At 57.4% G+C, this 18,735-nt stretch carries 19 protein-coding genes; 13 read left to right on the top strand and 6 right to left on the bottom strand.

Annotated features, from left to right (window positions below):
* Positions 1-101 precede the first annotated feature (101 nt).
* Positions 102-941, top strand: a complete 840-nt coding sequence (locus AC1RRC_RS32495; protein WP_493060020.1) for a 2OG-Fe(II) oxygenase — start codon at positions 102-104, stop codon at positions 939-941.
* A 50-nt stretch (positions 942-991) separates the two neighbouring features.
* Entirely contained in the window at positions 992-1,657 is a 666-nt protein-coding gene (locus tag AC1RRC_RS32490) for an alanyl-tRNA editing protein (protein ID WP_493060018.1), read from the top strand.
* A gap of 12 nt (positions 1,658-1,669) precedes the next feature.
* Here AC1RRC_RS32490 and AC1RRC_RS32485 read toward each other — a convergent pair whose 3' ends face one another.
* The 3 genes from AC1RRC_RS32485 to AC1RRC_RS32475 all read right to left on the bottom strand — a co-directional run bounded on the left by AC1RRC_RS32485 (position 1,670) and on the right by AC1RRC_RS32475 (position 5,448).
* Positions 1,670-3,052 (bottom strand): L-histidine N(alpha)-methyltransferase, encoded by a 1,383-nt coding sequence (locus tag AC1RRC_RS32485; RefSeq protein ID WP_493060017.1) that lies wholly within the window; start codon positions 3,050-3,052, stop codon positions 1,670-1,672.
* Positions 3,053-3,080: 28 nt separating this feature from the next.
* Positions 3,081-4,526: a sodium:solute symporter family transporter gene (locus AC1RRC_RS32480; RefSeq protein WP_493060016.1), complete on the bottom strand. Its 1,446-nt coding sequence runs from the start codon at positions 4,524-4,526 to the stop codon at positions 3,081-3,083.
* 214 nt (positions 4,527-4,740) lie between these two features.
* Complete coding sequence (locus tag AC1RRC_RS32475) at positions 4,741-5,448, bottom strand: hypothetical protein (protein ID WP_493060015.1); 708 nt, start codon at positions 5,446-5,448, stop codon at positions 4,741-4,743.
* Positions 5,449-5,901: 453 nt separating this feature from the next.
* Between AC1RRC_RS32475 and AC1RRC_RS32470 the strand changes: the two genes are divergently transcribed.
* The 6 genes from AC1RRC_RS32470 (at position 5,902) to AC1RRC_RS32445 (ending at position 11,955) form a co-directional block, all read left to right on the top strand.
* On the top strand, positions 5,902-6,720 hold the full coding sequence (locus tag AC1RRC_RS32470; RefSeq protein ID WP_493060013.1) for a hypothetical protein: 819 nt from the start codon (positions 5,902-5,904) through the stop codon (positions 6,718-6,720).
* Positions 6,717-7,985, top strand: a complete 1,269-nt coding sequence (locus AC1RRC_RS32465; RefSeq protein ID WP_493060012.1) for a tyrosine-type recombinase/integrase — start codon at positions 6,717-6,719, stop codon at positions 7,983-7,985. The genes AC1RRC_RS32470 and AC1RRC_RS32465 overlap by 4 nt, the downstream gene beginning before the upstream one ends.
* 140 nt (positions 7,986-8,125) lie before the next feature.
* Positions 8,126-8,488 carry an SAVED domain-containing protein gene (locus tag AC1RRC_RS32460; protein ID WP_493060011.1) on the top strand — a complete coding sequence of 121 codons (363 nt, stop codon included), beginning with the start codon at positions 8,126-8,128 and terminating at the stop codon, positions 8,486-8,488.
* Positions 8,489-8,499: 11 nt separating this feature from the next.
* Positions 8,500-9,801, top strand: a complete 1,302-nt coding sequence (locus AC1RRC_RS32455; protein WP_493060010.1) for a nucleotidyltransferase domain-containing protein — start codon at positions 8,500-8,502, stop codon at positions 9,799-9,801.
* A gap of 14 nt (positions 9,802-9,815) precedes the next feature.
* Positions 9,816-11,477 carry a ThiF family adenylyltransferase gene (locus tag AC1RRC_RS32450; protein ID WP_493060009.1) on the top strand — a complete coding sequence of 554 codons (1,662 nt, stop codon included), beginning with the start codon at positions 9,816-9,818 and terminating at the stop codon, positions 11,475-11,477.
* Positions 11,470-11,955 carry a Mov34/MPN/PAD-1 family protein gene (locus AC1RRC_RS32445; RefSeq protein ID WP_493060008.1) on the top strand — a complete coding sequence of 162 codons (486 nt, stop codon included), beginning with the start codon at positions 11,470-11,472 and terminating at the stop codon, positions 11,953-11,955. The genes AC1RRC_RS32450 and AC1RRC_RS32445 overlap by 8 nt, the downstream gene beginning before the upstream one ends.
* A gap of 128 nt (positions 11,956-12,083) precedes the next feature.
* On the opposite strand, the gene AC1RRC_RS32440 is transcribed toward AC1RRC_RS32445, so the two are convergent.
* Complete coding sequence (locus tag AC1RRC_RS32440; protein ID WP_493060006.1) at positions 12,084-12,320, bottom strand: helix-turn-helix domain-containing protein; 237 nt, start codon at positions 12,318-12,320, stop codon at positions 12,084-12,086.
* Positions 12,321-12,521: 201 nt separating this feature from the next.
* Here AC1RRC_RS32440 and AC1RRC_RS32435 point away from each other — a divergent pair, with 201 nt between their 5' ends.
* Positions 12,522-12,662: a hypothetical protein gene (locus AC1RRC_RS32435; RefSeq protein WP_493060005.1), complete on the top strand. Its 141-nt coding sequence runs from the start codon at positions 12,522-12,524 to the stop codon at positions 12,660-12,662.
* 148 nt (positions 12,663-12,810) lie between these two features.
* On the opposite strand, the gene AC1RRC_RS32430 is transcribed toward AC1RRC_RS32435, so the two are convergent.
* Positions 12,811-13,071, bottom strand: coding sequence for a helix-turn-helix domain-containing protein (locus tag AC1RRC_RS32430; RefSeq protein ID WP_493060004.1), 261 nt, complete (start codon positions 13,069-13,071; stop codon positions 12,811-12,813).
* A 106-nt stretch (positions 13,072-13,177) separates the two neighbouring features.
* On the opposite strand from AC1RRC_RS32430, the gene AC1RRC_RS32425 reads away from it, so the two are divergent.
* The 4 genes from AC1RRC_RS32425 (at position 13,178) to AC1RRC_RS32410 (ending at position 17,095) form a co-directional block, all read left to right on the top strand.
* Positions 13,178-13,525, top strand: a complete 348-nt coding sequence (locus tag AC1RRC_RS32425; RefSeq protein ID WP_493060002.1) for a hypothetical protein — start codon at positions 13,178-13,180, stop codon at positions 13,523-13,525.
* Positions 13,526-13,908: 383 nt separating this feature from the next.
* Positions 13,909-15,432: an IS21 family transposase gene (istA, locus tag AC1RRC_RS32420; protein WP_493060001.1), complete on the top strand. Its 1,524-nt coding sequence runs from the start codon at positions 13,909-13,911 to the stop codon at positions 15,430-15,432.
* An 8-nt stretch (positions 15,433-15,440) separates the two neighbouring features.
* Entirely contained in the window at positions 15,441-16,229 is a 789-nt protein-coding gene (gene istB, locus AC1RRC_RS32415; protein ID WP_493059998.1) for an IS21-like element helper ATPase IstB, read from the top strand.
* 575 nt (positions 16,230-16,804) lie between these two features.
* Positions 16,805-17,095 (top strand): hypothetical protein, encoded by a 291-nt coding sequence (locus AC1RRC_RS32410; protein ID WP_493059997.1) that lies wholly within the window; start codon positions 16,805-16,807, stop codon positions 17,093-17,095.
* Here the strand turns inward: AC1RRC_RS32410 and AC1RRC_RS32405 are convergent.
* On the bottom strand, positions 17,078-18,538 hold the full coding sequence (locus tag AC1RRC_RS32405) for an IS4 family transposase (RefSeq protein ID WP_493059995.1): 1,461 nt from the start codon (positions 18,536-18,538) through the stop codon (positions 17,078-17,080). The genes AC1RRC_RS32410 and AC1RRC_RS32405 overlap by 18 nt on opposite strands.
* Positions 18,539-18,735: the final 197 nt, after the last annotated feature.

Genomic DNA, 18,735 nt, shown 5'->3' with positions numbered 1-18,735 from the left:
TCGAGGGCGAGTGCGCGTCCCCATCCATACCTCGTTCATCTCCTGGCAACAAAATTGGGAAAGGGGCATTGTGGAGTTGCCCACACGAAAAGGAGCGCATCATGGAAATCAGCAAATATCACGCTAACCGCATCGCTCGTGACAACACCATTATGGTTCGTGAACTCAGCGATGTCAGCGAAATCCGCTATCAGGATTTTCTGGATTTGACGTCCCGCCGTATTTTGGCAATTAGCGTGTCTAATCTGATCAGCGTATCGCATGCGGAAAGCATCGTATCTCTGTTCAAGAAAGACTACGACGGCACGGTGTACAACGCCGAACCATCGATTGGCAAGGATGGCTTGGCGGCCTTTGAGATCAACTCCAGCGGTGATGGGCAGCAACGCTATCGTCAGACGGCCCTGAAACAACTGCGTAAGTTCCGCCAGGAGTTGAAGGGCTTGGCACACCCGGTCGATATTGTGCAACTGGCGTTGGATGAAGCCCTGCCGGCCGGCTGCATTACCGAACGTCTTTTCGCGGGGGAGCCCAGCAACAAGGGCCTGACCCGTTACTACAAGGTTGGCAGCACGGCCTTGCCCCATGTGGACCGCACGGACTGGGATCTGCCAAACAACCCTGTGGCCCAGTCTCAGCGTGGACGCTTCGCCCTGAATATCTACATCAAAACGGGTGTTGGCGGCGACCTGAACCTGTGGGATTTTGGTCCCCAAACGCCAGAGCAGTTTGCTGCGTTGCAACTCAAGGATAGTTATGGACTGGACCGTAACAAGCTGCCGCATCCGGTCCTGACGCTGACACCGCAAGTAGGCCAGCTCATCATCTTCAACGCAGAGTTCGTTCATGAAGTATCTGTGTTGACCGAAGGTGAACGCATTGCCTGCTCGGGCTTCTTGGCCCTGCGTGGATCGAAGAAACCTGGCGCAATCTACAGCTAAGTATTCACGGGCGGGGCCTCGCGTCCCGCTATTTTTTTGAGGAGATTGATATGTGCACCCTGATCTATCTGAGCCATCCTGACTTGAACGAGCTGGCCACTCACGTCACTGCGGTGGACAATAAGTTAGGCAAGACCATGCTTGTATTGCAGGAGACGATCTTCCATCGCCGCGGCGGCGGCCAGCGCGCCGACCGGGGAACCATAAATGGCCATGCTGTTACCGATGTCTTTCGCGATCCGACCACAGGCCACACTTGGCATGTGGTCGAAGGCACCCCTGCATTCGCGGCAAATGATGCGGTGACTGCCTGTCTGGACAGGTCATGGCGTACAGACCAGTCGCGCTGGCATTCTGCCGGCCATTTGATTGCTCATGTTGCCGAACAGTTGTCACCAGGGCTGCGTGCTGTGAGTGGTCATCACTATCCAGGCGAGGGACGGGTTGAATTCGAGATCGGCGATACCTCGTCCGTGCCGCCTAGCGAACAGCTGAAACACTTACATGAGGAACTGGAGGTTCAACTGTGCCAGGCACTCCAGGTCTCATCCTATGTCCATCCAGATGGCACGCGTTACATCAAATTCGGCGAATATCCGGCTAGTCATTGCGGCGGCACGCACGTAGCCTCAACCGCAGATATTGGCAACATTAAGTTGACTTCAATGAAATCGAAGTCAGGCATCTTGCGTGTCAGCTACACACTCCCTGCCTGACACCCCGCCCGCTTACTTTGCCTTGTAGCTGAACACCATCTGCTTGTAGTTGGCATTTAGCGGGCTGGCAACTGATATCTGATGAATGAACCCGCTACGGGCGGCGAAATCAATGAAGCTAGCTTCCTGGTAGCGGGTTGAGGTCAGCAAAACGATCTTCTGCTTCGGAAGAGGTAGAGAAACCTCCACGGTTAGAGAACCGCGAATAACACTGTGACCGTAATCCTCTCCATCCACCACACTAACGGTTAGCTGTTTCATCGCATCCCTCATGTCCAGCTCGCTATTCAACTCGCGCCAGACCGCGTGCAATGGGGTTTCCACGAATCGCTTGATTTCAGGCGTGTTGTATTTTCGCCGCAAGGTTTCTTGAATGGCTTCAATATCGCCAGAGCCAAGGGTTTCCGCACCTACCACAAGCAGATCTCCCTCTTGCGCTTCCCGCCTGATAGACTGAAAAAGGTGCCTTTCATTCAGATTGCCAATCGTACCGCCAGGGATCAGCCATGCTACCCGCTTGCCTGGTCGGCGTAACTGCTCCCCGGCCCCTACCATCCGGAAGAAGTCGGTCTTCAACAGGTGCATCGCAACTTGATCTCGTGCTCCCCCGCCACGGCTGCGTAGCGCACTATCGATCATGTGAAACGATTGGGACAACATGTACATGCTGAAGTCGACGATGGTGTAGTGCAGAGTCTGCCGCTTCAGTGGTTGGCCAGCAATGCTGGATATGATCAGTAGGTCCTTAGACGGCGCGCCTCCGCCAAGCATGATCACGCCATCGACATCGTGTTGGTTATAGAAATCCTGCCACAGCGGTTCCTTGCACAAATGTTCCAGCGCTGCGTAGCACTCGTGATACTGGTGATACGCGCCTGAATTCACGACCGCGCGCCAGATTTCCGATGCGTCAGGACTCAGATAATGAAATTTCTGATCGATCCGGCCATTCTGATAGGCGGAACGTGTATTTTCCGAGGACTCGTCCGCAGGAATCCACATTTGATGGAAGGCCTGCTTGGTGTTATGCGCCTGCTGGATGATGATGGGCTCTTCTACCCGCGGTAACCCGCTACGCTTTTCCTCAGGCAATAGGTTGAGAAAATCGTGATAACTGCCGTGTTTGATAACCGTCTCAAGATTGGGCGCAGTACATCCCATTTCCCTCAACTTATCCTGCAGCTTGCTAATGAAAATCTTGCCCGTGGATCCGATGGGATCGGATTTCTTCCAGGACTTGAGGGATTGCGCTAGGTTTTCGACTTCGTCGAAACTCGCACTGTGACCTAAAATGGCGGATGCAGTGTCTTTGTTGGTATAGCAAGAAAACAGAACATCAATGGCTTGCCGTTTGATTTCCCAGTCTACGATACCTCGTGATGGCCGCTGCGGCATGATCCCCTCCTATCGAACATTCAGTAATTCACTCTAAATAAGCCTCTTCGGTTTGTTTTGATTCCGGCATCTGCTCATTTCGTTTTGCCAAATACCAGTTTAATGCCATGCCGGCTAGCATTCCAATACCTGCCTCATTAATAAGCGAACCAAATCCGGCCCACTTCCAAAGTCCAGCGGAGAACAGGCCAATCAGCATTGCTGAAATAAGGGAGATTCCATTATGTCTCCATCCACAGACTTTGACCATCACGGCGGCGGCTAGCCCGGCGCCCATCATTGAAACCGACGACAGGGCCAGTGTGACCACGGTGCCGTGAATCAACTGGGAAAGTAGCATGCTGGCGGCGCCAACCAGCAAAACCAGTCCGCTCATATGGATAGTACGTCTGCCACGTGCCCATTCGGGCAACAGGTCGAATTTGACGGACTGGGCCATCGCGATAAGCAATCCATTCGATGTGGCCGCAATTGTGGCGAAAATGTCGGCGACAATAATGCCGGTGGCTATCTGATTGATATGTGAGCGGAAAAATACGCTCAATCCCGCTTCCGGATCTTCAATGCCCGGCATGACGCCGCGTAGAAGAATGCCGAAAACGGTCATGCTTATCCATGTGAATTGTACAAAAGTGATATAAATCCAGCGGGCTGCCTGGGTTTCCTCCGGCGAGCTTCCCGCGAGATAACGGGTAAGAATTTGCGGTTGACCTAGGCCAAAGCCGATTGCTGCGCCGGCAAAACCTGCCAGAAATGTCAGGGCAGAAATAACGCTTCCGTTCGGGAGCGGATTCAAGAAATCCTCACCCGCTGATTTCATATTGCTGGCAAACGTACTGGTATCCGTTTGAATTTCAATGCCAATAGCGAGCAACGCAATAACCGTACCGCTGACACGAACCACCGCCTGTAAGGTATCGGCGTAAACGGAACCAGTAAATCCACCGATTGCGGAATAGGCGATGATGGTGAGTGCAAATAACAGCAACGCTGCCATATCCGGCATATCGAACGCACCGGCGAGAAATTTTTGCCCAGCCATCCATTGTGCAGCGGTGTAACCGCTTAAGCACAGTACAATGATGAGCGCTGATAGCACGGAGACAATGCGAGCCTGCGTTCCATGCAGCCCAGCTCGCAACACCGAGGGCAGTGTTGTTGCGGAGAAACGTCGACCGTAGGCATTGATCCTGTGTGGGAATAGGCGCCAGAACACTAGGTCGCCCAGCAGCCAGCCCACCGGCAACAGCAGCCATTGGGCGCCGAAGTTGTAGCCCAGTCCTATCGCAGCAGTCACGACGAAGCCACTATTGGCGGTGGTTCCCGCGCTCAGCCCCACAAACCAGCGGTTGAATGTTCGCCCTCCCAAGTCGTTGGGGGACTGTGCATGGCGGCGGCCGATCCACGCCACTAAAAAGGTTGCCGCCAGCACGACGAAGAAAATGATCTCTGCCACGCCAGGTATGTTGCTCATGTCCGTCCCCTGTCCATTACATTGAATGACAGCTTGCCAAACTTCAGTGTCTCTAGGAAGGAAATGGCTGGGAAAGCCGGAAAAGCTGGGAAAGATATGAGGGCCCGTTATCGTGGCCGACATACTTTGCGTGGTCACGCAGGAGTATGCTGCTCCTGCGTGAGGTGCCCATAGTGTGTCCTACGGATATCGGCAATCTGAAGTCACAACGGCATTATGCGGGCCAGTCGTCGCCCTCGCCAACATCCTCATCGCCAGATTGACGGCTGGTGGCCCAAGACCAGTCCAACGCCGCCTCACTGACGTAAAAGGAGGGAGTGCCGAATATGCGCCGCCCGTGCACGGGCAATCGGGCTTCAACCATCACATTGACAGAATCGCCGGAAAAGCCGCGGTCTTCGTCGTGGTCACCTTGCACTTCCCCTGTGAATTCCAACACAAGCTCGTCACCCATATTTTGCAGCGCTGCCGGCATGTTGGTCGAAACCTCCAGTTCCGCTTCGAATGGCCCTGTGCAATTGGTATCGGCCATCTGAATGGCGACCTGGTCGTCTTGCTCCGCCATCCTCTGTGCTTCGAACACGAAGTCATCATGCAGCGACGCGGACGTGCCGTGTACGGCTGCACCGTTGACTTCACGCGAGGCATAGGCGAGGCCGACAATGAACGTCTCCAGGTCAACCTCGATTGCCAAGGTGGCAGCCCGGGATTGTATCTGGGTACGGTCCACCAGCCAGTGCTGCGATGGATTGAACTGGTCCGACTCTCCGCCGGATCGCCAGGCAGATTGCAAGGCAGCCAAACTTTTGTAGCCCAGCGCGGCGGCGACGAGCTGGTGCGTATGGCCGAGAGTGAATCGGGTGCCGTGAGCGGAGAGTACGTCACGTAGGGCGTGGACGAGCGGAGTGAAGTGGGTAGACATGTGTCTTCCTTTCGTAAGTAGCTACGGATAATTCACGTTACTTATCCGTGCCTTCGAAAAGAAGCGCAGGGTTAAGGTTGATTGCTGCGGGTACTGCCGTCCCTTTGAGGCGTGAACTCGGCCTGGACTTGGCTGTGCTTAGTGTAGCAACAAGCCATGCCAAAACACAAGTGGGAGCGTTGGATGAGCAAATTTTCTGATTTACGGTTATTGATAATCCCTCATTCTCAAAGGCCAGCAAACCGAAGGTGAAGGGCGCGCGGCGACTTTCGCGCGCGAAAGTCCAATGCATGAGTCCAATGTCGAGCCCATTTTGGGGCCCTGGATTATGGCCGAAAGGCGTCCACTAAATGCCAAGCGGCCTTTGGTTTATTAATTAACTTAAGGAAGGCTAAGTTAATTAGGCATGTTTACATCGGTATAAAAACACCTGATAATGTACCGATGAATTCCGTGACGCGTCACCCCAATTTGGCCCACTCATCGTCGGTGCGCGGCGGGCGGCCCCGTTTCTCCCTGTCCGACGACCAGGCGAGAGTGCTGGCGGCCGCCGTCAACGCCGCCGCCGAGCAGTTCCCGCTCGATCCCGCCAACCACCGGCCGTTCGTGCGCGCGTTCCTGCGCGCCGTGCTGGACGCCACCGGCAAAACGTACAGCCCGGCGATCTACCGCCGCCTGCTTGGAGCCTATGCGCCCGGGCGCTGCCCGTCGACCACCACCCTGGCCCTGGAGAAGGAAGTGCTGGAGCAGGAGCTGGCGGTGGGGGCCACGGTTGCCGGCGCGCTGGCGCCGCACGATGACGCCAGCGTTCCTGTCGCCGAAGTGCTGCGCCGCGTGCTGCTGGAGTGCTTGCCGCAGGCCGGCAGCCAGGCCGCCGGACGCGACACCGCGGCGCAGTTTGAAATGCTGATTGCCCGCATGCGCGAACTGGAAGCCGAGCGCGACGACGCGCGCGGCCGGGCGGCGCGGCTGGCCGGCCAGCTGCAGGAGGCGCAGGCGCTGCTGCAGGCCGCGCAACAGCAGGAACAGGCCGCGCGCGACGCGCTGGCGCAGCAGCAGGCCGGCTATACGCGCCTGGCCGAGGAACTGGCGGACATGCGCCGCTTTTCCATGCAGGCGGTGGACGCTGTGCGCGGCGAAACGCGTGAAGTGCGCGAGCGCTGCGCCTACCTGGAAGGCCTCGTCAGGAAAAAAGAGGGGGAGGTCGACATGTACCGCCAGTTGGTGCTGCAGCAGGGTGGCGCCCCGCGACGTGACGGAGGCGTGCGATGAACGACTTGGTGCGGATGGAGGAAGATGACGCCGGCGAGCTCCTGGTCGACCGCGCGCAGCGGCACAGCCTGGGCCCGGTGGCCGACGACTGGGCCGCCATCGAGGTCTGGCTGGAGACCATCGCCGGCAACAGCCCCAACGGGTCGCAGGAAACCATCAATACTTACCGCTACCACCTGGCCAAACTGCGCTGGTACTGCGAGCGCGTGATCGGGCTGCCGCCCGGGCGCTGGAGCATGCAGGAGGTGACCGCTTTTAAAAGCTTCCTGACCGAGCTGCCGGCGCATGCGCTGTGCGCGAAATCTGGTAAGCGGTTTGTCGGTCCGGAGGATGATGGGTATACGCCGTTCCGAAAGCAGCCGGCCGCCAGCAGCCAGTCCGACATTCTGCGATTTATCCAGTCGATGTTCGGCGCGCTGCACGGTACCGGCTATTTGCCATTCAATCCGATGCAGCTGACGAAAGTACGCAAGGGGCGGCGCCTCGATGCCAGCCGTGCGATCAGCCTGGATGTCTACCAGGTCGTCTTACAGGGGATGGAGGCAGGGGAAGGCGAAAGCCGCAAGGCGCGTCGGCTGCGCTTGCGTGACCGTTTTATGCTGGTCGCGCTGCGCGAACTGGGGCTGCGCGCGTCCGAACTGGTGGGCGCCCGCATGGGCGCGTTCGACCGCATCAGCGATCCTCAAAGCGGCCGCACTTACTGGGTGTTCCGCGTCGACGAAGCCAGCGCCAAAGGGGGACGGGAACGCACGGTACCGGTGACGCGTACCACTCTCGATGCGTTGATGGCCTACCGGCAGGCGTTCGGTCTGGCGCCAGTGCCGGGCACGGGCGACACGATGCCGTTACTGCTGTCGCCGCGCACCGATCCGGCGCGCGCCGCGCCGGGTGTGGTGCAGAGCGCGCGCAACCGCCGCTATGTCGGTGCCTGGGGCGTGGTTGAAACCCGCCATGGCCTGTATCGCGCCGTGAAACATCGGTTGAGTCAGGGCGCTCAAAGCTTACGTGCGCGGGGAGAACACGCCGCGGCGGAGCGGCTGGAGCAGGCCTCACCCCACTGGCTGCGGCACACCTTCGCCAAGGGCCAGGTTCTGGGCGGCATCCATATTCGCCAGGTGGCCGGCGCGCTCGGTCACGCCAGCGTGGACACCACCATGGCCTACACCGATCCCGAAGCGCTGGATCTCATAAAGGCCATGGAACAGGCCCTGCCGGGTGTATTGGCGACCGCACTCGCGGAGGTGTTGACGCCGACAAGAAATTGATCCGATTACCGACGTCTGACTGACCCATTATGAAGCGGTATGAGCGCAGTAACGGTAAGGGCTCGATTGGAGCGAGGGTGAGGCAGTGAAATGTCGGCGTATGGGTCAATTTTGCATCGGCGTCAACACTGAGTCCTGAATTGAGTGCTGGACTCGGCGATGGTTCGATGCAGCACGTACGGGTACGAGCCAAGGAGCCAGGGCAGAACGTGATCTCGCATCCTCTGGACCTGGCGCAATTTACAAATGTGGCACGCGCAGCCATCAACTTAATTCAAGATCAGTTGCATGCCACCCACGTGCATTTGATTGGTGTGTCGCCCGCCAGCACGCTATTCAAATTCGGTCAGCTGTTGCAGGCTGGAAACCACTCTACCTACACCGTCTACGACAGGCCGAACGGACAAGAGTCATTCCGCCCGGCGATCACGATCGACGGAAGTCGTGCCTATGACGCAACTTCAAGCGGGGATGGTGTCCCCAAAACGATTCTTTTACGATAAGGGAAAGTGGCATGACCAAAACATATTATGGTGGGTTGGCGGAAGCGGCGCTCGCCCAGCGTGATCGCGCCCTGAGCCAGGTATTGGGGCATCGCTTGCTACAGCCGGCCAATGAATCGATGGACAGTGGGCGAGCGGAAGCTGGGGTGTTATCCGAACGCCAGCCGACTATCTGGGAGCGAGAGCTGGATATCGTGAACCGCCACATTACGGTCGACGCCAAAGTGGTCGGGCAAGCTTCGGATGCCTACAACGATCTGGGCCGCGATCTGGTCGAGAAGCTGAAATGGCCTTCTGATGCTATTCAAGTGCTTCCGCAGGGTTCAACCAGCACGAAAACACTGGTGGCGTGCCCAAGTAACTCGAAGTTTGATATCGATGCGGTTTGCCAGGTCGACATTAGCAGGATCGAAGCAAAGGACCCCATCGCGTTCTTTGACGAAGTCGGCTCGGCGCTTGACAACTATGAAACGGAGGCGATGAAACGCTGCTGGCGGGTTCATTACCAGAACAAGGATTATTACATTGATTTCACGCCGTCGATTCCATTGGCGACCGTTCCTACAGTCGCGTTAGGGGCGGTCAGGTATCGCCCGACGAGCCGTTATCATGAAACCGCCTTGGCCGTGGTGGACCGTCCGACCAAAGGTTGGAAGACGTCCAATCCTGCCGGTTTTGCGGCCTGGATTAACGATCAGGCCAAGCGGCCGTTGCTGGTCCAGCGCAGGATGGTTGTCGAGGCGATGGATGCGGCCAACGTGACCCCGGTTCCGGACCAGGAGGTGCCTTTGTCGGATACATTGCGGGTCGCGATTCGTCTTTTTAAACGGCACCGCGACATGGCTGCCCACCGGGGATTGCTGCCTGGTGAATTCAAGCCGATCTCCGTCATCATTGTCACCTTGCTGACCCAGGCCTATGAGGGCTTGGCTGACAATGGGGAGACCTATGTCCATCCAATCGCGCTGTTATGCGATCTTGCCGAAATGTTACCCAAGATGCCGGACAGGTCAAACGGCCACTATGAAATCTTTAACCCGACGGTACACGGTGAGAACTTCGCGGAGAAATGGAATGAGGACGGTGGTGAGCGCGCGCAGGCATTTGCACGTTGGTGCAAACTATTGGCCACCGACCTGACAGCGATTCTTGAAGCGACGGAGTTGACCGAGATACGTAAAAAGGTTCACCACGCGTTCGGCACCACTGGCGCAGACCGCGGCCCAAGCCCATCTGGTCCGCTGTTCAGTGGCTTGGCGGCTGCCAAGCCCTCTGCTGTCACACCGGTGCGGCCGACGCGAGGCTTGGCCTGACGCAAAGGCAGCAGTTGAGCGACCCATTTGACATCTTCCTGCGGGATCATCCGGATCTGGCACAGGATGAACCTGCATCAGGTGAACGTGAGCGGCTGTTTCGTATACGCTTGCCGGCCCTGTGTTCGGCGCGTCATTTTGCCGCTGCGTGGCTGGTGCTACCCGGTGGGTTTCCCGGCGTTTGCGCGCGCATACGCCTGTCGCCGGATGCGGTGTTGAAGGTCCCCCATGTCGACAGCGCTGGCGGGTTGTGCTTTTCTGGCGATGCGGGTCCGGCAAGTGGCGCATCGCCGGAGCATCGCATCCAGGATATGCTGTATCGCTTCTCCGAAGAGTTCTTGAAACCTTGGCAGGAGGGGCGGCTGGATGGTGATTTCGCTGCCGAGTCCCAGAATTACTGGGAAATTCACATCGCCAGATGCGAGCCGCGCGGCGCACCGGTGCATATGATTTATACCGTTGATGAGCGGCCTGCGCGTCCCCGTTTAGTGGAGGCGGCGTTGTTGTTGCCGTTGAAGGCAGTGATCGTTGGCGAGCCTTCTTCGTTCGTGGAGCGCATCCGCAATTCATTTGGCCCTCGCGCTAGCCAGGTCGCACGCGCTATGGTCCTGGATATCCCAGTCGATTTTGCCTTCACCCCGGCGATCTGGCCGAAAAATAAAAAGGAGCTGGCGTTATTGCTGGCGATGCGGGTGGATGAATCCACGCTGCGTCAATTCAATGCGCCCAAGAGAAATGCCGCTCAACACCGTCTGGTACTGCTGCGTGCGCCCAGCGGCAGTTATGGTTATCACCTGGATGGTGGGCCTGTCCAGCAAGCTAAGAAGGGGCAATTGCGCAGTCACAGACCGGATCTCCAGTTGCTTCCACTGATCGTTTACCGTCTCGACCCCGCCTGGACCAGTGGCCGTGACAGTAACCGTGATCTGATCAAGCGTCAGTTAAGCCACGTGCTGGTGATCGGCGCAGGCGCACTGGGAAGTCCGGTGATTGACCAGTTGGCGCGGGCAGGCATCGGACGCATTTCGATTGTCGATCCCGACTTGATGGAAGCTGCGAATGTGGGCCGTCATTTGTTGGGGGTGGAGTCTATCGGAGTTAACAAAGCACAAAGTGTTGCCGGACAGGTGGCCCGTTCCACCCCAGCTTGCCGGGTCAGCTCCCATCCTGTTTCGGCTCAAAACTGGCTACGTCGGCGCCCCTCCGATGGAATTGATCTGATTCTTGATTTAACTGGCGAACCAGAAGTGCGCTTTGCGCTGGAATCCAGCAGGCAGACGGATCCGGTGCCGCTGGTGATCGGCTGGATGGAGCCGTACGTCGCTGCAGCGCACGCGTGTATTTTACTGCCGGAGACACAATGGTTCCGCGGCGATGCCGACCAGATGGAACAACTCCAGTCAGTGGCTTGGCCGGATGATGTCATTCAGCGGGAACCAGGTTGCAGCAGCCGGTTTCAAAGTTATACGCCAGCGGCCGCCGCGTATGGGGTGGGGCTGGTGTCGGAAGCTGCGCTGGATGTCATTGATGGCCGTGTCGGCAGCTCACATGTTCGCAGTTGGGTCCGGGCACAGCGCTACTTGGATCGCCAGCGCCAAGGGTTGGTTCACCGTGCCTGGGTCGATTTGCCGGATGGGATGGAGGCGGGATTAATACAACGGGACTTCCATGTCTAGCAGGATGTTTCGTTTGCCCGGACAGGCGGGATTGCTGGTCTTCACTGAGGCGGTGTTGATGCATATGTATCAGCATGCACAGCGCAAGTTTTTTCAGTCGGAGGCCGGGGGCCAGTTATTCAGTCCGGCACCGCACCTGCCCGATATTTTGATCGATGTCGTCACCGGCCCTCACCGGAAGGATAAACGTCGGCGCCACGCTTTTATACCGGACATCCAACAAGCGACTAGCGATCGCCATCATCAATTTTCCGCAGGACAGCATGCCGTCGGTCTATGGCATACCCATCCTGAGCGCAGCCCGTCGCCCTCAATGCAGGATTTGAAGACGGCACGGGAGTATTTGGATGCCTTTGGCGCCACCATGGATGGATTCTTGCTGGTGATACTCGGCAACGATGGCGAGCCACTCAACATGGCTGTCTGGTTGATGCACAATGCGCTCGGGAAAGACGGCCTCCGCCTTGACGAGGTCTGACTGGCTTCATTCTGGAGTTTGCCCTGTTGAACCGTGCCGAGTGCATCGAGGCGTCGAGCTGCCGGTTGGGAAGATATTGCCCGGCTAGTTACGGGGATTCACAGAACACTTGAATACGTCGTAAGCCCTCATTGCCACCAGCTCAGGCGGCTAGCAAATTCCCTCTGCTGCAAGCCAAGTGCGCTCAGCCAGTCAGCCAGTTCCACGATATCGATACGGCGGTCAAGATTTTCCACTTTCGCGACGAATGACTGCGGCTTGGATAATCTCTTGGCCAGTTCGATTTGCGTTATACGAGCATCTTCCCGTGATTTTGTAAGAATTTCAATAAACTGAATATACCTGGGATCGTGGATGGATTTCATCCACCAATGGGAGCATCCCTTTAAAAATATCCCAAAATAGGATAATATTCACCCTGGCATGCTTAGGAAATCAATTGCCGATTGCTTCCGGTAGAGAAAGGAATGTCTGGCAGGGGATGCATGTTGCATCGGTGCGAAAGGCAAGGAGCCGACGCGTCGCAGGGCTTACGGTGAACGCGACCTCGAAAACTTTCAGGAGAAATGATGACTACGTTGATATTTTTACTGGCTGGCGTTGCATTACTGGGCGGTTTTGGCGGCAGCTTTTCGTCGGATGACGACGATGACGGTGAATGGGAGCGCAGCGAAATGAACAAAGAAGGCATGAACTACAAAGAATAACGCAACGAAGCCGTGCCCCGGACCGGATGCCTCGAAGCATAAAATACCGTGCGGAAGCAGGCGCGTGAGTAATCGTCTCACAACGACCGCATTGTGCTACAAGAAACTTTTGATCGGCTGCGCGGCCTATCCTATATACAGACCGTCCTCAGGAAAGTCGCTTGGCTACTTCTGAGAACATGTCGGGGTCGACAAGGTCTTTCAGCGGAATGGCCAGTGCCTCAGCCAACAACCCCATGTTGTCAATTGATACATTCCGGGCTCCTCGTTCAACCTCGCTGACATAGGTGCGGCTGAGCCCTGCGCTCAGCGCCAGATCCTCTTGAGAGACTTCTTTTAGCCGCCTTACTCGTCGTAGATTTCTGCCAAAAATCTCTCTGGGGGACGCAGTTGCATTGGACTTTTCCATGAGTCCAAGCATCTTTTCTCAGTAGAAGACAGTCCACCAACCATGAGGAACTTAATGATAACTATAAGTGACTTTTCAAAAATTCTTAGCTATATTGTAGTTCCTTATGGAAATTAATTATTTATTTGTCATGAACTACGCTGCCAAAACTGTTTTCGCGTTCACATTGCTTACTGCGCTTAGCGCGTGCCAAAAGAACCCAACGGACGTTGCTGAGCTGAAGTCCTATCAGTACTACGCGACGCATGCCGAAGAAACAAAAGTCGTTGCTGCAAAGTGCGATGGGTTCGAAAAATCGGAGTTAAGCACCATGTCACCAAGCAAGCAGGCGGCGTGGCGCGAGACGGCAACTGGTATCAACTGCACCAATGCCCAAGGGGCCAAGACCCTGATCGTGTTAAATGAGTTCCAGCAGAAAAGGGCCGAAGCCGCAGCGCAATACGGGAAGAAATGACGCTTTTGACGAAGGCGGTGACCGAGAGATACCGGGGGGCCTCTCCTCAGCTAATCGGCGTGGCGGTGTGGTGGTCAAGTAATTTCAGGCGCAACAATAGGTTCATGTACTGCCATTTTCCGCTCGTACGCGGCGGGCTGTGAATTTTCGCCGCTATGGCGCCATTTCGTTTCCGGCGTAAAGGCGCCACTGAATTGTCGCCGTAATGGCGCCACCCGATTTCCGGCGTAATGGCGCCACGGTATTTTCGACGTAAAGGCGCCACCGGATCGCCGCCGTAATGGCGCCACTTGGCGCCTGCGTCTCAGGGGCTCGAACTTTCTTCGTTCGACTAGACTCCCGGCATTTTGCCGGGAGAGGTCGTGACCAACAGGAGGTTCGAGATGTATCAATACCGTCAAATACTGGCGCGCATGCGCCAGGGCGATTCCGATCGGGAGATCGCCCGCTCCAAGACCATGGGGCGCAAAAAGATCGCGCAAGTACGGGAGGTGGCCAGCGCGCAAGGCTGGCTGGCCGCCGACACCATGCTGCCGGATGACGCCACGCTGACGTCGGTCCTGGGGCGCAAGGAAGCCCCGCCACCGAGCAGCTGCGTGTCATCGCTGGAGCCGTGGCGTGCCCAAATCACCAACTGGCACGCGGCCGGCATCCAGGGCACCACCATCCATGCCGCCCTGGTGCGCAATCATGGCTACACCGGCAGCTATTCGTCGCTGTACCGTTTCCTGCACCAGCTAGGCGCAGGGGAGTTACCTGAGGTGCCGTTGCGGCTGGAATTCAAGCCGGGCGAAGCGGTGCAAGTGGACTTCGGCGCCGGGCCGCCAATCACCGACGTGCACACCGGCGAAGTGTTCAAGACGTGGTTCTTTGTGATGACGCTGTGCTGGTCGCGCCACCAGTATGCGGAGTTTGTGCGCGATCAGACCGTGGCGACCTGGCTGGGTTGCCACCGCCGCGCCTTCGAATGGTTCGGTGGCGTGGTCGAGCGGGTCACCATCGACAACGCCAAGTGTGCCATCACGCGGGCCTGCACCTATGAGCCGGAAGTCCAGCGTTCCTACGGCGAATGCGCCGAAGGATATGGTTTTCGAATTGACGCCTGTCCGCCGAGGGACCCGCAGAAAAAAGGTGTCGTGGAATCGGGCGTCAAATATATCAAGGGCAATTTCCTGCCGCTGCGCGAGTTCCGCGACTTGGCCGACGCCAACCGGCAACTGCACGAATGGGTGATGACGGTTGCCGGCAACCGTATCCACGGCACCACCCGCGAGCAGCCGCTGCAGCGCTTTGCCGACGTGGAGAAAAGCCTGTTGAAGCCCTTGCCGGACGTGCCGCCGCAACTGGCCATCTGGACCAAGGTCAAGGTCCACCGCGACGCCCACGTCCAGTACGAATACAACTATTACTCGGCGCCGTTCAAGCTGGTTGGCCAGCATCTGTGGCTCAAAGCCGCAGAGGCCATGGTGACGTTGTACCTGGGTCATGAGAGCGTGGCCAGCCATGTCCGGCTCAAGCGGCGTGGCGAACGTAAAACCCTGCCGGACCATATGCCGCCTGCCGCGCAAGCCTGGCTGACGCAGGACACACAATGGTGTCTGGCCGAGGCCGGACGGGTCGGCCCATCCTGCGAGGCCATGGTGCGCGCCATGTTCCGTGATGCGGTGCTGATCCGCCTGCGCGCGGTGCAAGGCGTGCTGGGGCTGCGCAAGAAATATGGCAACGCCAGACTGGAGGCGGCCTGCTCGCGCGCCAATCACTTTGGCACGCCGAGCCTGAAAGTGGTCAAGCGCATCCTCGAAAAAGGCCTGGACCAGCAAACCGAACTGGCCGGCTTCGACGCCATGGCCAGCACCTACACCGAAGGCGGCCGTTTCTACCGCGCCACCCACACCATTCTCCAGTGAGACCAAGCATGAACCCAATTCCTGAACTGACGCCCCTGCTCAAACAACTGCGCCTGTCCGGCATCCTCGACTCGCTGGAAGCGAGGAACCGCGAAGCCATTGACCGCAAGCTGGCCTTCACCGACTTCCTCAGCCTGCTGATCCACGACGAGGTGGCCCGGCGCGAACAGAAGAAGCTGGACCTGCGCATGCGGCGCGCCAACTTCCGCAGCCAGAAAACCCTGGAAGGTTTCGACTTTGACCGCCTGCCGGCACTCAACCGCGCCGCCGTCCATGACTTGGCGACCTGCCGCTTCATTGAGGAAAAAGTGGCGGTGCTGATCGCCGGTCCCTGTGGCACTGGCAAGAGTCATTTGGCCCAGGCCCTGGGCCACGCGGCGGCCCGCCAGGGCTACGACGTTCTGTTCATCACGCAATCCCACCTCATGCAAAGCCTGCGCACCGCGCAGGCCATGGGCAACTACGAACGGCGCTTCCAGTACCTGGCCAAGTTGCCGCTGCTGGTGATCGACGATTTCGGCCTCAAACCGCTGCGCCCGCCCGAGGACGAGGATTTCCACGACCTGATCGCCGAGCGCTACGAGCGTGCCGCCACCATCCTGACCAGCAACCTGGATTACTCGGAATGGGGTGCGGCCTTCCCGGCCAACAAGATGCTGGGCGCGGCCACGCTGGATCGGTTGCGCCATGGCGCTTACAGGGTGGTGCTGGATGGCGAGAGTTACCGCAGTCTGAAACCGATGGCAGACAAGTCTGGGCCACCAGCCTCAAAGGGACGCGCCCCGAAGGGCGACTGACTACTGCTTTCGGGGGATGTGCCCGGCACGCCGGTCACATCCCCCGACTGGAATGCGCGCTGCTTTTATATACCATTTTTAGCCCGGAATTGCTGTTGCAAAAACAGGCTAAATCGCGCATTCTTGCAACCCTGTTCGAGCCCCTGAAATCGCAGTCAAAAGTGGCGCCATTACGCCGAAAATCGGTGGCGCCAATATGCCGGAAATTGACAGCGGGCGGCAGATGCCTAGTGCTGAATGCAATTGTCGGCCGTTGTAGACGCCTACGGTGCCTGAGCTGAAATCGGAGTTTCTGCGCGGCGCCGTGTGTCATCACCGCCCAATCAGCCCCGGCTGAACTTCTGCACTGACGTGTCGTTCACCAATGCAACTGCGCGTTCAGTCGTTGCATCGTTATTGCTTCAGGCGGCTGCCGCCATTCCCTAGTTCCCCGCTCCTGGCCATGTTCACGCGCGACTTGCGTCGGAAAATCGTGTGGCCTGGCACCACCGATAGCGAGCGCGGCGCATTTCAGGGATACATTTTGGAAGAGACCGACGCCGGCGTCCGGGAGAGGGAAGGATTCCGTCGGTGCCATGTTTGCGGGCAAAGCAACTTGGTGGCTGATCGCATTGAATGTGGGCGGCGATCTTGAGCGTAGCTCGCGCGTTGCGGGCATGTACTTTGCGCCGCAATTCAGCGACATGGGTCGCGTCGATATTTCCCGCGCGATCCTGATCGTGATTGCCCTGACGATGGCGGCTGCACAGGCTTTCCGCGCCGGCCATTTGCTGTGGTCCCAGAATGCATTTCAAATCCCGCTTGCTCTTCATCGTGGTCGATGGGTAAGCGTCCATTCAGGCTTCCGATTACCCATATCTTTCTGATGCAAGGTTGAAGCCTAGCTGCATATCGGCAAGGCGGCGCATGCCCCGCCACATGACGATGTTACCTGGGGGCGAATCGTTGGAGCGAGCAAGGTAACCGCCGAGCTGCGCGATCTTTTCGAGATAGCGCGAAAGCGGAAGTTGTTCGCGGGACCTCTTGCTGTCTTTCACTAAGCGGTTGAGGAGTTCAATTTCCGCTGACGTCAGCGCAATCTCCGGCTCAGCATCTGGACACGTTCGATTGAGCATGGTCAGCCAAAAAATACGCCAGCTAATAACGCAAAAAACGGAGATTAAATTGGCGAGCCGCTCCGCTGTACGTAATCGAGAGTCTTCCGCGTGGCATCCCGATTTTAGGATCTTGTGGAACGTTTCGATTTTCCAGCGCATGGCGTACCAATCCAGTTTTTCAATTGCCTCGCGCCGGGATGCAACTGGTAAATCTGTGATTAGCTTCCATTCGACCGGCGTCCGGGTTACTGGCGGGGCGCGTTCGCGCGCATGGATCACGGTTAGGAAGAGAGCTGGATAGCGGCTCTGCTTTCCGATGGGCGGTAGCACCTTGATGCGGCGATAACGGATTTCCAGAACTGCCTCGACGACGTTGCCTTTTGGGTCTGATGTCCGAACGCGATGCAGACCTTTTAACTTCACTTCCTCCATCTCCTGAGCGATGGTGTGGTCGCCATCACCAGCCAGGCGGTCGACGCAGGTGCGGACAAGGAAGTGCGTACCAACGTCTTGCGCGGTACAGAACAACTCGTAGATGTCGCTTTCTCGGTCGCCGATATGTACGCAACGCTCAGGGGCGTCAAATAGCTTGGTTGACTGCTTCAAATTCTCCAACCAGCGATAGCTTTCCTTTTCTTCGATAGGCACGCGCGTTGGGTTGATTGTCTTTTTAAGTGCATTACAGCCCTTGAACTTACTGCGCGTCCAGAACTTGATCGCTGCCAGACCAAGCGGAACACCTTCTGTCGTCACGGCCAAACTCGAGTGCATCAAAATTCCGCATTGGGTTAGCTGCTTTCTGCGGCCGTCGATCTTGCGGATGTTGCTTTTTCCGATGAAGCCAATACGCTCCGGTTGATCACGCTGATAGGAGAAGGTAGTTGTGTCTTGAAGGATAAGTATCGGCCCGTCCGCATTTGCAAAGCGCTCTCGCGTCGCCTGAAAATGTCCGCCCAATATGTCCTGCTCACTGACATGATCATTGGAGAAAAAGCGATAGGCGGCCTTCGTGTTGGCCCAGTCTTGGCAGGCAAATGGAATGCTTTGCCCCATGCTCGACCAGAATTGCTGGAGCAACCGCCGAAAGCGTTTCTTGAGCCGCTCATCTCGGAAAATACAGGCGGCATTTTCTTGATCAATCCATGCCTGCTCATCTTCCGTTGCTAACGGATGACGAGATAGGGAATCGCTTGGCGTGCCCCGTGTCGTCATCTGATTGCAATCCGATTCCTCATGTAGAAAAAGTTAACAGAATCGTTGAAGGTTTACAAGCGAGTTGTGGGTAATCGGAAGACTGGATCGACGCTTACGTCGATGGCACTTACCAGAAAGGGGAAATTAACGTGGGCAATCAGTTCACGGGCAATTTCCAGTCTCTGGCTGCCGTCACGCGCGTCGAGGATGTGGCC

This window comes from Pseudoduganella sp. GW821-FHT12E03 (assembly GCF_058807115.1).
This window is presented reverse-complemented; position numbering and strand designations above follow the sequence as displayed.